Annotated in this window: 9 protein-coding genes; 3 read left to right on the forward strand and 6 right to left on the reverse strand. The window is 63.4% G+C overall.

Going from position 1 to position 13160, the window contains the following annotated elements; genetic code table 11:
* The first annotated feature begins 70 nt into the window (after positions 1-70).
* Entirely contained in the window at positions 71-3019 is a 2949-nt protein-coding gene (gene polA, locus HPQ62_RS18335; protein ID WP_174804042.1) for a DNA polymerase I, read from the forward strand.
* A gap of 22 nt (positions 3020-3041) precedes the next feature.
* Positions 3042-3386, forward strand: coding sequence for a DMT family transporter (locus HPQ62_RS18340; protein ID WP_174804043.1), 345 nt, complete (start codon positions 3042-3044; stop codon positions 3384-3386).
* Between the two features lie 240 nt (positions 3387-3626).
* Here HPQ62_RS18340 and xylA read toward each other — a convergent pair whose 3' ends face one another.
* The 5 genes from xylA to HPQ62_RS18365 all read right to left on the reverse strand — a co-directional run bounded on the left by xylA (position 3627) and on the right by HPQ62_RS18365 (position 9826).
* Positions 3627-4937, reverse strand: a complete 1311-nt coding sequence (xylA, locus tag HPQ62_RS18345) for a xylose isomerase (RefSeq protein ID WP_174804044.1) — start codon at positions 4935-4937, stop codon at positions 3627-3629.
* A 70-nt stretch (positions 4938-5007) separates the two neighbouring features.
* Positions 5008-6465, reverse strand: a complete 1458-nt coding sequence (xylB, locus tag HPQ62_RS18350) for a xylulokinase (protein ID WP_174804164.1) — start codon at positions 6463-6465, stop codon at positions 5008-5010.
* 22 nt (positions 6466-6487) lie between these two features.
* Positions 6488-7516 (reverse strand): LacI family DNA-binding transcriptional regulator, encoded by a 1029-nt coding sequence (locus HPQ62_RS18355; protein ID WP_174804045.1) that lies wholly within the window; start codon positions 7514-7516, stop codon positions 6488-6490.
* A 172-nt stretch (positions 7517-7688) separates the two neighbouring features.
* Positions 7689-8816: an extracellular solute-binding protein gene (locus HPQ62_RS18360; RefSeq protein WP_174804046.1), complete on the reverse strand. Its 1128-nt coding sequence runs from the start codon at positions 8814-8816 to the stop codon at positions 7689-7691.
* Between the two features lie 260 nt (positions 8817-9076).
* Complete coding sequence (locus HPQ62_RS18365) at positions 9077-9826, reverse strand: DeoR/GlpR family DNA-binding transcription regulator (protein ID WP_425312652.1); 750 nt, start codon at positions 9824-9826, stop codon at positions 9077-9079.
* Positions 9827-10051: 225 nt separating this feature from the next.
* Between HPQ62_RS18365 and HPQ62_RS18370 the strand changes: the two genes are divergently transcribed.
* Positions 10052-11314 carry a hypothetical protein gene (locus HPQ62_RS18370; protein WP_174804048.1) on the forward strand — a complete coding sequence of 421 codons (1263 nt, stop codon included), beginning with the start codon at positions 10052-10054 and terminating at the stop codon, positions 11312-11314.
* Between the two features lie 24 nt (positions 11315-11338).
* Here the strand turns inward: HPQ62_RS18370 and HPQ62_RS18375 are convergent, their stop codons facing one another.
* On the reverse strand, positions 11339-12916 hold the full coding sequence (locus HPQ62_RS18375) for a phytoene desaturase family protein (protein ID WP_174804049.1): 1578 nt from the start codon (positions 12914-12916) through the stop codon (positions 11339-11341).
* Between the last annotated feature and the right edge of the window lie 244 nt (positions 12917-13160).

The raw sequence follows: 13160 nt of genomic DNA on the forward strand, positions 1-13160 counted from the left end.
GGCTTGCGAAGGGCTTGATGCGGGCGAACGGGCCATGGACGTTTGAGCCCCGAGCGGCTATGGATTCGCCATGAAAAAAGACGATCACCTTTTCCTGATTGATGGCTCCGGCTTCATCTTCCGCGCTTTCCACGCGCTGCCGCCGCTGACCCGCAAATCCGATGGCCTGCCGGTTGGCGCCGTCTCCGGCTTCTGCAACATGCTGTGGAAGCTACTGACCCAGGCGCGCGACACCTCCGTCGGCGTGACGCCCACCCATCTCGCGGTGATCTTCGACTTTTCCTCGAAAACCTTCCGCAAGGAAATCTATCCCGACTACAAGGCCCACCGGCCGCCGCCGCCGGAAGAGCTGGTGCCGCAGTTCTCGCTGATCCGCGAGGCGACCCGCGCCTTCAACCTGCCCTGTATCGAGATGGAAGGCTATGAGGCCGACGACATCATCGCCACCTATGCAAGGATGGCGGTGGAAGCGGGCGGCGCTGCCACCATCATCTCTTCCGACAAGGATTTGATGCAGCTCGTCGGCCCGAACGTACACATGTATGACGGCATGAAGGATCGGCAGATCGGCGTTGCCGAAGTGATCGAGAAATGGGGCGTGCCGCCTGAAAAGATGATCGACCTCCAGGCGCTGACGGGCGATTCGGTCGATAATGTGCCGGGCGTCCCCGGCATCGGCCCGAAGACGGCGGCGACGCTGCTGGAGGAATTCGGCGATCTCGACAATCTTCTGGCCAATGCCAAAACGATCAAGCAGACCAAGCGCCGCGAAAACATCATTGCCAACCGGGAACTTGTGCTGGTTTCGCGCCAGTTGGTGACGCTGAAGCAGGATTGCCCGGTGGACGTGCCGCTCGACGCGCTGTCGCTGGAGCCGCAGGACGGGCCGAAGCTCGTCTCCTTCCTGAAGGCGATGGAATTCAACTCGCTGACCCGGCGCGTTTCGGAGGCGACGGGCGCCGAGGCCCAGGCGATCGAGGCGGCACCCGTCGATGTCGAATGGGGCGCCGACGCCCATGGGCCGGATCTCGATCCGGGTGAAGGCAAGTCGGCGGCAGGTACCGCTGCCCCTTCGTCAGAAGGCAACCGGCCCGCAGATCTCGCAGCAGCACGCGCCGCCCGCTTTGCAGCGCTCCCGATCAACCGCGACAGCTACGAGACGATCCGCGATCTCGAAACGCTCGAAGCCTGGATTGCCACCGCGCGCGAACGCGGCCTCGTCGCCTTTGACACCGAGACCACCTCGCTTGATGCGATGCAGGCCGAGCTCGCCGGCTTCTCGCTGGCGCTTTATGACGAGGATGCCAAGGACGACGCTTCCGTCATCCGCGCAGCCTATGTTCCGGTCGCCCACAAGGCCGGACAGGACGATCTTCTGGGCGGCGGGCTTGCGGAAGGGCAGATCCCCTTCGACAAGGCGCTTGCCGCGCTGAAGGGCCTGCTCGAGGACGAGGCAGTCAAGAAGATCGCGCAGAACCTGAAATATGACTACCTCGTGATGGCCCGCCACGGCATCACGGTGAAGAACTTCGACGACACCATGCTGCTGTCCTATGTGCTGGATTCCGGCATGGGCGCGCATGGCATGGATGCGCTGTCGGAAAAATGGCTCGGCCACCAGCCGATCCCCTACAAGGAGGTCGCGGGGTCCGGGCGCAACATGGTGACCTTCGATCATGTCGATATCGACCGCGCCACGGCTTACGCGGCGGAAGATGCCGATGTGACGCTGAGGCTCTGGCTGGTGCTGAAACCCCGGCTTGCCGCCGAGCGGGTGACCACCGTCTACGAGCGTCTCGAGCGCCCACTGGTGCCGGTGCTTTCGCGCATGGAAGAGCGCGGCATCTCGGTCGACCGGCAGATCCTCTCCCGGCTTTCCGGGGAACTCGCGCAGAAGGCCGCAGCGCTCGAGGACGAAATCTACGAGCTTGCCGGCGAGCGCTTCAATATCGGGTCGCCCAAGCAGCTCGGCGACATCCTGTTCGGCAAGATGGGGCTTCCCGGCGGCAAGAAGACCAAGTCCGGGCAATGGTCGACGGCCGTTCAGGTGCTCGACGATCTGGCGGCACAGGGCCTGCCGCTTCCCAGCCGCATCGTCGACTGGCGGCAGATGACCAAGCTGAAATCGACCTATACCGATGCGCTGCCGGGCTATATCCACCCTCAGACCAAGCGCGTTCATACCTCCTATTCGCTGGCCTCGACCACGACAGGGCGGCTGTCTTCGTCGGAGCCGAACCTGCAGAACATTCCGGTCCGCACCGCCGAAGGCCGCAAGATCCGTACCGCCTTCATCGCCAATCCCGGCCACAAGCTGCTGTCTGCCGACTACAGCCAAATCGAGTTGCGCGTGCTTGCCCATGTGGCCGATATTCCGCAATTGAAACAGGCCTTTGCCGACGGCATCGACATTCACGCGATGACGGCATCGGAAATGTTCGGCGTGCCGGTGGAAGGCATGCCGGGCGATGTCAGAAGGCGCGCCAAGGCGATCAATTTCGGCATCATCTACGGCATCTCGGCCTTCGGGCTTTCCAACCAGCTCGGCATAGAGCGCTCCGAGGCGAGCGACTATATCAAGCGCTATTTCGAGCGCTTTCCGGGCATTCACGATTACATGGAAGAGACCAAGGAAAAGGCCCGCGACAAGGGTTATGTCGAGACCATTTTCGGCCGCCGCATCCATTACCCGGAAATCAAATCCTCGAACCACCAGGTCAAAAGCTTCAACGAGCGCGCCGCGATCAACGCCCCCATCCAGGGATCGGCCGCCGATATCATCCGCCGCGCGATGATCCGGATCGAGCCGGAACTTGCGAAAGCGGGCCTTGCCGACCGGGCGAAGATGCTGCTGCAGGTTCATGACGAACTGATCTTCGAGGTCGAGGACGAGGCCGTGGAAAAGACGCAAGCCCTGGTCGTCGACATCATGGAAAACGCGGCGATGCCCGCCGTCTCGATGGCCGTGCCGCTGAAGGTCGATGCCCGCGCCGCCCACAATTGGGACGAGGCGCATTGAACGCTGTTAAGAAGGAACGGCCATGAACCCGGCGCTTGCGGCTTACGGCATGCTCGGTATCGCGATCGTCTGCGAGGTGATCGGCTCGACGCTGCTGCAGAAATCCTACGGCTTCACCCGGCTGATGCCGACGATCGGCGTGGCCGTGTTCTACATCATCGCCTTCTTCTGCCTGTCGCAGGCGTTGAAGACGATCCCGCTTGGCGTCGCCTATGCGATCTGGGCAGGCCTCGGCATCGTGCTGACGGCCGCCGTCAGCGTCGTCTTCCTGCGCCAGAGCCTGGACCTTGCCGCCTGGATCGGCATCACGATGATCATCGGCGGCGTGCTGGTGATGAATCTGTTTTCGAGTGCAGCCGGGCACTGAAGACCGAAAGCAAGCTGACCCACAGGATGCGGCGGCGCGAGGTCGCCGATAAAGCGCTCGCGGGGTATCCCCGGGCTTGACCCCGGGGATCCATGCAGATGTGAACAGCGTCGATAAACAGCGTCAATCGCCTGCTCAGTATGGATGCTCGGGTCGAGCCCGAGCACGTGGCAAGAGGCTCTGAAGCCGTGGCTTGTCAAATGCCTGAGGGCCGCACGAGGCGGCCCGCGCATTCACGCCTCACACGTACTTGTTGACGATGTTTTCCAGATATTCCTGGCGGCCGGACTTCGGAAGCGGGTTGATGTCTTCCTTCTCGACCATGGCCGCGATCTCTTCCAGCGTCATTTCGCCGGCGAGCATCTTCTTTGCCACATCGCCGTTCCAGCCGGCATAGCGCTCGTCGAGCGGCTTCTGCAGGGCGCCGTCCTCGAACATGCGGGCAGCGGCCTTTAGGCCACGCGCGCAGGCATCCATGCCGCCGATATGGCCATGCAGCAAGTCGGCCGCGTCGATCGACTGGCGACGGACCTTGGCGTCGAAATTGGTGCCGCCGGTCGTAAAGCCGCCGGCCTTCAGCACTTCGAGATAGGCGAGCGCCATTTCCGGAACATTGTTCGGGAACTGGTCGGTATCCCAGCCCGACTGGTAGTCGTTGCGGTTCATGTCGATGGAGCCGAAGATGCCGAGCGTGCGGGCGAGCGCCAGCTCGTGCTCGAAGGTGTGACCGGCCAGGATCGCGTGACCCTGCTCGATGTTCATCTGCACTTCCTTCTCCAGCCCGTGCTTCTGCAGGAAGCCGTAGACGGTGGCGACGTCGTAGTCATACTGGTGCTTGGAGGGCTCCTGCGGCTTCGGCTCGACCAGGATCGCGCCCTTGAAGCCGATCTTGTGCTTGTACTCGACGACCATGTGCAGCATCCGCGCCATCTGGTCGAGTTCGCGGGACAGGTCGGTGTTGAGCAGGGTCTCGTAGCCTTCGCGACCGCCCCACAGCACGTAGTTCTCGCCGCCGAGCTTCATGGTCGCGTCCATGCAGGTCTTGATGGTCGCGGCGGAGTAGGCGAAGACCTCCGGGTCCGGATTGGTCGAGGCGCCCGACATGAAGCGGCGATGGGTGAAGAGGTTGGCCGTGCCCCACAGGAGCTTCATGCCGGCTTCTTCCTGCTTCTTGGCGAAGTAGTCGACGATCTCGTTCAGGTTCTTCGTGCTTTCGGCGAAGTTCTTGCCTTCCGGGCGCACATCGGCGTCATGGAAGCAGTAGAACGGCGCGCCGAGCAGGGTGAAGAGTTCGAAGGCGACATCGGCCTTGAGCTTGGCCTTGTCCATCTCGCCATCATACCACGGGCGATCGAAGGTGCGTCCGCCAAAGGGGTCGCCGCCTTCCCAGGCCAGCGAATGCCAGTAGGCGACGGCGAAGCGGAGGTGGTCCTTCAGCGTCTTGCCGAGGACGACCTCTTCCGGGTTGTAGTGCTTGAAGGCATACGGATTGTCGCTGTCCGGACCTTCATACTGGATCTTGGCGATATCGCCGAAAAAACCGGTGCTCATATCAATTCTCCATTCTGTTGGATTTCAGGCACGGCCCACTCTGAAGACCGTGAATTTCATCGGCAGCGCTTCAGCCCTTGCGGACGCCCTTGATCGCCGGGTAGAGCGCGCGAAAACGCTGGTAGCCATCCTCGAAGGCAGCGGTGTGGGCGGCTTCGGGCTCGACCGTCTCCGCAGTCTTCGGCGGGGTGCAGACGGCAAGCGGATCGCCGCCGGCTGCCGCCAGCATGCCGAGGCGGGCGGCGCCGAAGGCCGCGCCGAAATCGCCGTCGGCGGGGATGTCGATCGGCAGGTTCAGCGCGGTCGCCACCGTCTTCAGCCAGTACCGCGAGCGCGAGCCGCCGCCGATCGCGGTGATGCGGGTGAGTTCGGTGCCGGCCGAGCGCAGCGCCTCGAGATTGTCGCGCAGCGCGAAGGCGACGCCTTCCATCACCGCGCGGGTCATGGCCGGCCGGTCGCTTTCATGGGCGAGGCCGATGAAGGCGCCGCGGATTTCCGCATCGTTGTGCGGCGTGCGCTCGCCGGACAGATAAGGCAGGAAGGTCACATCGCCCGGGGCCTGCAGCGTATCGCCGACTTCGGTCGAAAGGTCTGCCGGGCTCTTGTCGGTGATCCGGGCATACCAGTTCAGCGTGTCGGTCGCCGACAGGATCACGCCCATCTGGTGCCAGGTGCCGGGAAGCGCATGGCAGAAGGCGTGGACGGCCGATTCCGGCTTCGGGCGGTAGCGGTCGTTCGCCGCAAACAGCACGCCGGAGGTGCCCAGCGAAACGAAGGCCGCGCCATCGGCAACCGTGCCCATGCCGCAGGCGGACGCGGCATTGTCGCCGGCACCGCCCGCCACCACGACGGGACCGGTCATGCCCCATTCGGCGGCAAGCGCGGATTTCAGCGTACCGCCGGCTTCAGAGCCCTCGACCAGCGCCGGCATTTCGGCGCGGGAAAGCTCGGTTGCCGCCAGCAGCTCGTCGGACCAGTCGCGCTTTTCGGTATCAAGCCAGGAGGTGCCGGCCGAATCCGACATTTCGGAGATGTATTCGCCGGTCAGCCAGTAGCGCAGATAATCCTTCGGCAGCAGCACCTTGCCGATCTTCGCAAAGATCTCCGGCTCGTTTTTCCTGACCCAGACGAGCTTGGGGGCGGTGAAGCCCGGAAACACGATATTGCCGGTGATCGCGCGGAACCGCGGATCGCCGTCGAGCGCCGCCGCTTCCACATGCGAACGGGTGTCGTTCCAGAGAATGCAGGGCCGGAGCACCTCGCCAGCCTTGTCGAGGATCGTCGCGCCGTGCATGTGGCCGGACAGGCCGATGCCCTTCACGGCTGCCAGTTCGCCGGGATGGCGCTCGGCGAGCCTGCCGACGGCGATCCGGCAGGCATCGATCCAGTCGGCGGGGTTCTGTTCCGACCAGCCGTGATGCGGCCGTGCGACCGAAAGCGGCGCATCGGCGCTGGCAATCACGGTCTGATCGCCATCGATCAGCATCGCCTTCAGGCTGGAGGTTCCGAGGTCGAGCCCGAGATACATGGTCATTTGCCTTTCCCGCCGGCTACGGCAGATTGTTCTTGATAAAGATATCGATGCGGATGCGTTCCTGCGCGGCAATCACGGGCAGGCCATCGGCCTCGGCCTTCAGCACGCGCACCGCGCTTCTGACCTCGTGACCGGCATCCTGGTTCAGCACGGCGTCAAACAGGCCGTTTTCGAGTGCTGCGCGCGAATGCTCGGAAAGCTCGTGCCCGATCGTGACGATTTCGCGGCCATTGGCGCGCGCCTTTTCCAGCGCCGCGATCAGGCCGCGATTGCCGGCGCCGAGGCTGTAGATGCCGATGATATCGGGATCGGCGGCCAGCGCCGCGTCGACCAGACGTTCGGCAATCGCCGAATCGTCGCGGCCTTCCAAAGGGGATTTGAGCGCAAGATGGGGAAAATCGGCCGCCATCTCCTCGGAAAAGCCGGAGAGGCGGTTCTGGTGGTCGCGTACCGAGAGCGAACCGACCAGGATGGCGATGCGGCCCTTGCGCGCGCCGATGAACCGGCCAAGCAAGGTTGCCGCCGTGCGCCCCGCCGCCTGGTTGTCGACACCGGCATAATGGTCGCGGCCGCTGTCTTCCAGATCGGAAACCAGCGTGACGACCGGTATGCCCTTTTTCTTCAACGCGCCGACGGCCTTGCGCACCGGATCGCTGTCGATTGCCACCATCGCAATGCCGGCAGGGCATTCCTCGCCCGCCTTGTGCAGGGCCCTTGCCAGCGCTTCTCCGTCAAAGGCCGGCACATCGACGATCTTGATGGCCGTGCGTTCAATGCGGCCGCGTTCGCCCGCCTGCTCGACGGCTGCGCGCAGCTCGGCCATGAACGCGTTGTCGTTGCGTGGCAGGATAAAGGTGAAGGCATAGGTCCGGCCCTTGGCGAGATTGGCGGCAGCAACATCGCGGACATAGCCCAGCTGCTGGATGGCCTCCTCGACCTTGGCCCGGGTCTTTTCGCGCACACCGGGACGGTCGTTCATGACACGGTCGACGGTGGCGAGGCTGACGCCTGCCTTCAAGGCTATATCGTGGACTGTCGGGCGCATCTCTCCCCTGCCTGGCTCTTTCCCCCGGCGGTCCACTTGCGGGACCTTGTTTTGTCCCCTTATAGCGCGTCGAATGATGTACGTAAATCAAAAAAGGCCGACGCGGGTTTTGGACCGAGCCGCGAGCTGGTCCCAAGCGCTCCGGAAGACGTCGCGGGCCCGGTCTGCGCGCCTAGAAACTGTCGGCGAACAGCTTGTTGAGCCTGCCGATCACCGCAATGGCCGGAGCATCTGTGCGCAGGGCCTCACTCAGCACATCGGATGCCTGCAGCTGGAAACGCATATAGCCGTCGTGGCGCGGGCGCATGTAGGCATGGGCAAGCGTGTTGGCCGTATTGCGGTAGAAGCCGTTGACCACGCTGTTGACCTCGGCGCTTTTCCAGGCGTCGGCATGGGCAGGCTGACCGCCGGCCTCTGCATAGATCGTCGACTGAACCTTGCCGCTGGCAAGCCAGAATGCGTGATCGATCGCAGCATCCCGGTTCTCGCTGAAGGCCGACACCGCGATGCCGGTCCCGCCGAGCGCCGAGCCTGCAGGACCGCGCTCGCCAAGCCCCGGGATATCGGTGAAGCTGAGGCGGTTGTGGCTGAAACCGTCCTGTGCGTAAAGCGCGTAGCCCGGCACATAAGGCGCAATGCTGGCCTCGACATCTGGCGCTGCAAGCGCCTCCAGCACGGCGACAGGATCCATCACCAGATTGTCTTCGGGCACGAACCGGGCGAGCGCCAGCAAGCGTTCATAGGCGGCGATGCCGTCGTCCTCGTCGATCAGTTCGCCGGGGCCGTCATTGCGGCAGGGCGTGCCGGCATTGGCGGCGAGCGTGAAGAAGGTCAGGAGATTGTAGGGAGGCTTCAGCGGCATCAACACATGGCCCTCTTCGGCAAGCTCGAGAAGTTCATCCCAGTTGCTGGGCAAGCTCGGCGCGCGATCGGGACGGTAGGCGAGCATCTGCGCATCGACATCGATCGGCAGCGCCCATTGATGCCCCTTGAAATGAAACGCCTGGAACGCATCGCCGATCGAGCCCTGCTGCAAGGCTGTACGCTCTTCTTGCCGCTCTTCCATATCGAGAGGCACGATGCAGTTTTCCGCCGTGATCTGGCCGAGATGCGGGTGATCGATCACGATCAGATCATATTCGTGGGCGATGTCGAGCGCAGTCATGTTTTCGAGGTCTTCGGGAACGGGCTTTTCCCACCGGATCTCGACCCCTTTTTCTTCCTGCCATTTCTCGGCGCAGGCAACCAGCGGATCATAGCCGCGCGGGTGGCTCCAGGTCATGCCCTTCAACGTCGTCATAGAAACAAAGCTCCGATCCGGCGCCCGCCATGGCGGTCGCGACCCCTTTGGAAAATCCGGAAAAATTCACTGTCCCAACAAAAAGCCGAGCAGTGGCAAAATGTTCCATACCGCCTGAAATACAGGCGCTGCAGGCTTCCCGTCAGGGCGGCAGCGCCGGACGGCGCAACCGCGTCGCCTTGCACACTATGCGTGCCGCCACAACCGCCGTAAAGAGGCCCGCCGGTCGCCAGTCAAATCTGCGCGGCGTTCGCGTGAGGTCAGGCCCCGGAAGGCCCCTCGCCCGCGATCACCAGCTCGGTTCCCCATCCGCTGCAGTTCTGCTGAAGCTCTGGCGAAAGCGGGCGGTCGGTAAAGAAGGCACCGATATCGGAAAGCCCGGCAATGCGGGCCGGCGCCGTGCGCAGGAATTTCGAATGGTCGGCGACAAGAAATGTCCGGCGTGCGCGCCTGATCGCCGTCTGGCTGACGCCCACCTCCATCATGTCGAAATCGAGAAGATCGCCATCGCCATCGATCGCAGAACAGCCGATCACGGCAAGATCGAACTTGAACTGCTCGACGATGCGGTTGGCAAGCGGGCCGACCAGTCCGCCATCGGCGCGCCTGAGCTGGCCGCCGGCGACCACGATCTCGCAGCCGGGATTGGCGACCAGAATATTGGCGACATTGATATTGTTGGTGACGACGACAAGGTTCTTGTGGCCGAGCAGCCGTTCGGCGACCGCCTCCACCGTGGTGCCGATATTCATGAAGATCGCGGCATTTTCCGGAATCCGGCTGGCCGCTGCCTCCGCAATCGCGGCCTTGCCGGCGGCATTCAGCGCCCGGCGGTCGTCATAGCCGATATTGGCGGTGCCCGATGGCAACACCGCGCCGCCATGGACACGGGTAAGCTTGCCCTTCTCGGCAAGCGTCAGCAGATCGCGGCGGATGGTCTGAACCGTGACGCCAAGGCGCCTTGCGGCATCCTCCGCCACAATCCGGCCCTCTTCGCGCGCCATCTGCATCAGGTCGTCAAGGCGGAATGTTTGGGACAAGACCCTTCCCCGGTTTGTCTGCGTCCATGCGCGGCGCAAAGATCGTGAACCGCAAAGACGCATTTTTCGGCGCATTTTGCAACGGTTCGAAGCGCTTCTGCGTTGAAGCAGGCACGTGACGGTATTTTGCCTTGATCGGGCGACGGAAACACTGTCAAAAGCGATGATACCATCTTCAACGGACGGGAAGACACTGTGAGCGGACTTGAATCAGCCATCAGGACAGCGCTGGAAAATACGGACCGGCATGACGCCAATCAACGCGCAAGGGTCTATCAATCCGCTCGTCAGGCGCTCGAAAAGGGCCTCGCCAACCAGAATATCCGGGAGCCGGGCGCCGTTGCGCGCCAGCGCCGCAGGCTCGACGACATCATAACCGCAATCGAGCAGGAAGAGGCGGCTGCCGCCCGCAAGGCCCGCGAGGCAGCACAGGCGCGGCCGATGTTCGACGACCCATTTGCGGTCGGCCGCACCCCGGATGCCCGCACGTCCGAGGCGCCCTCCCTCGATGACGAGATCGGGGCGATCTCACCCGGCGAGAGCTTTTCCGCCGAGCCCTCCTTCGACGCTGAACCGGATGCGCGCTTTGCCTATCCCGAAAGCCCCGTGATTGCCTCCGAAGAGGCCGAGAATGTCGATTTCACCGAGGCCGGCTTCACCATGGCGCCGCGCGTGGAAAGCGGCCATATCGACAGCGCAGCCCTCGCTCCGGTGGGCGACATCGCGCTTTCCGGCGAGGACCGGACGCCGTTTACAGGCAGCGTCAGGTCCGACCCGAAAAGGCGCCGCCCCACCCGCAAGGAACGCAAGGCTGCAAAACAGGCTGCGCGGGCGGAGAAAAAGCCAGTCCGCCGCCGGCGCACGCTGACCGCAGCGGTGATAACCGTGATCCTGATCGGCTTCGTCCTTCTCGCCGGCGCCTGGGTGCTCAACTCCAACTTCGCGATCAACCCCGAGAACCTGGATACGTCCGTGCCAAACCCGAGCCCGCGCATCGAGGCAGAGGATTTCGAAGGCGCGTCCGGCTGGACCCAGATCTTCCAGCCCGGCACGGCCAATGTGATGACACCGGGCGCTCAGGCGACCCTTCAGGACGTCACGTTCGCCAATGCGCCCGCCGTGGAGATTGCCTCCAATGCAGTCGGAGACGTAGGCGCTGTCGCGATCGCGCTTCCGGTTGCCGTGCGCGGCATGCTGGAAAGCGGTCCGGTTCTGATCGAGATCAGCGCGGTCTCTCCGGATGGCGCCGGGCAGGAGGTCGGCATCTATTGCGCCGATGGCACGATCGACGGTTGCCAGCGCCACCGCTTCACCACCAATGCCCACCGCGACAGCCTCGTCATCCGGCTGGACCCCGCGCGCGGCGTGGTGCCGACACGGCTGATGCTGTCATCGGATCTGACCGGCGGCGGCAAGCCGCTCGACATCTTTGCAATCCGGGCCCGCGAGGCCGAATAGACCGCAAGCCCGGAAAGCAAACCTTCAGCCCGCGAGCATTTTTGCCAGCATGAAACCGGAACCGGCGCCCGTGCCAGCCCCCGGCCAGGTGGCTGCTCCGCACATGTAAAGTCCGGGAACCGGCGTCTTATAGCGGGAATAGCCCGCAACCGGGCGGAACAGGAAGTTCTGGTCGAGGTGATGCGAGCCCGACAGGCTGTCACCGCCGATGAGATTGGGGTTTTCTCGCTCCAGATCCCGCGGGGAAAAGACCGCGCTTGACCTGATCCTTGCCCGGGTTCCCGGCGCATAGGTCTCGATGAGATCGAGCACGCGCTCGGCATAGGCATGCTTGACTGTTTCCCAGTCGGTGCCCTCGATCGTGCCTGCCGCATCGCCGATGACGTCCGCCGGCAGTACCCTGACCTGTATCCACAGAACATGCTTGCCATCCGGCGCACGCGAAGGATCGACCGCAGACGGCTGGCCGACGACGAGCGCGGGTTCAGCCGGCAGCAGACCGTCCATCGCCTCGGCATAGAGCTTTGACATCATCTGCATGTCGGGCGCGATATGGATATAGGCATAGTCCTTCAGATGGCTGCCCGCGGACCAGTCCGGCAGATCGTCCATTGCGAGATGGATCATCATCGTGCCGGGTCCGGCGCGGAAGCGTGAGACCTTTTCGGAAAAATCGGACGCTGCATCGGGCACCAGATCGGTAAACAGCAATTTCGGATGGACATTGGCGATCACAGCCTTCTTCGCGGCAATCGTCCGGCCGGAGGCAAGCGTCACGCCGGTCGCCTTGCCGGCGCTGTCGCGCACGACACGCGCCACGCGTTCGCCCAGCACGATATCGCCATCATGCTCCCGCACCACCTTTGTCATGGCGCGGATGATGGTGTCGGCGCCGCCCTTGCCGATGACCATGCCGAAAGCCTGGTTCGCCATCGATTCCAGATAGGGGAAGAGCGCACCGCCAGCGACGTCGGGAGCAAAATCCAGATGCAGACCCCAGGTCGCCATCATCACCTTCAGCTTCTCGCTGTCGAAATGCCGGTCCAGGAACGCGCGCGGGGTGGCGACCAGCAGCCGCGACAGCCGGTAAAGCCCCTCGGTTCCGAGCGCCCGCCAGGCCTTCCACACCGCCTTAGCGGTTTGAAACGACGGCATCGGCGCGCCGAGAAGCGCGAAAATATGCGGCGCATCGCGCGAGAAATCGGTAAGCATCTGTTCCCAGCGCGCCGCGTCCTCCGGCGACAGTTCGGCGATGGCGGCCCTTGTCTCGGCAAGGTCGGGCCCGACGCCAAGCGCGGTGCCATCGCGGAAGACGCTGGCAAAGCAATGCGGCGCCGGCACCAGTTCGAGCCCTGCTGCGGTCAACGGATCGCGATGAGCGGCGAAAAAGGCGGAGCCCGCGAACATCGACAGGTTCATGGCGCCGAAATCGTGGCGGAAGCCCGGCTCGGTCAGCTCCTGCGTTTTCACAGCGCCGCCCGGCTCTTCAGCCGCCTCGACCACGCAGACCGACCAGCCTTTGCTGGCAAGATGCACGGCAGCTGCCAGCCCGTTATGGCCGGCACCGATGATCACCGCATCATATTCCGTCTTTTCCGTCATCGCCGTTCCCCGATATACCTATATGCATAGAAAATGCGTTTTGTTCAAAAGAGCATTTTTTTCGGGGAACCTGCAATCCCTGCAAGCGAAATAGTCTTTCTGTGCTGAAAATTTTCGGTTGCGCGCCTTTGGCCAAGATTGGCAACCGGCTGCGATCAACGCAGATGGCGGCGCCATGATCCTTGCATTATCATATTTTCTTTCATAGGCTCTCATTCAACGCCCGCAACAAGACCGGTTGAAC

This window comes from Martelella limonii, from assembly GCF_013344475.1.
Lineage (GTDB): Bacteria > Pseudomonadota > Alphaproteobacteria > Rhizobiales > Rhizobiaceae > Martelella > Martelella limonii.

Bases quoted from the DNA above. Each gene is read 5' to 3' on its own strand.
- polA (WP_174804042.1), top strand. From the start codon at position 71: ATGAAAAAAGACGATCACCTTTTCCTGATTGATGGCTCCGGCTTCATC.
- HPQ62_RS18340 (WP_174804043.1), top strand. From the start codon at position 3,042: ATGAACCCGGCGCTTGCGGCTTACGGCATGCTCGGTATCGCGATCGTC.
- xylA (WP_174804044.1), bottom strand. From the start codon at position 4,937: ATGAGCACCGGTTTTTTCGGCGATATCGCCAAGATCCAGTATGAAGGT.
- xylB (WP_174804164.1), bottom strand. From the start codon at position 6,465: ATGTATCTCGGGCTCGACCTCGGAACCTCCAGCCTGAAGGCGATGCTG.
- HPQ62_RS18355 (WP_174804045.1), bottom strand. From the start codon at position 7,516: ATGCGCCCGACAGTCCACGATATAGCCTTGAAGGCAGGCGTCAGCCTC.
- HPQ62_RS18360 (WP_174804046.1), bottom strand. From the start codon at position 8,816: ATGACGACGTTGAAGGGCATGACCTGGAGCCACCCGCGCGGCTATGAT.
- HPQ62_RS18365 (WP_425312652.1), bottom strand. From the start codon at position 9,826: ATGCAGATGGCGCGCGAAGAGGGCCGGATTGTGGCGGAGGATGCCGCA.
- HPQ62_RS18375 (WP_174804049.1), bottom strand. From the start codon at position 12,916: ATGACGGAAAAGACGGAATATGATGCGGTGATCATCGGTGCCGGCCAT.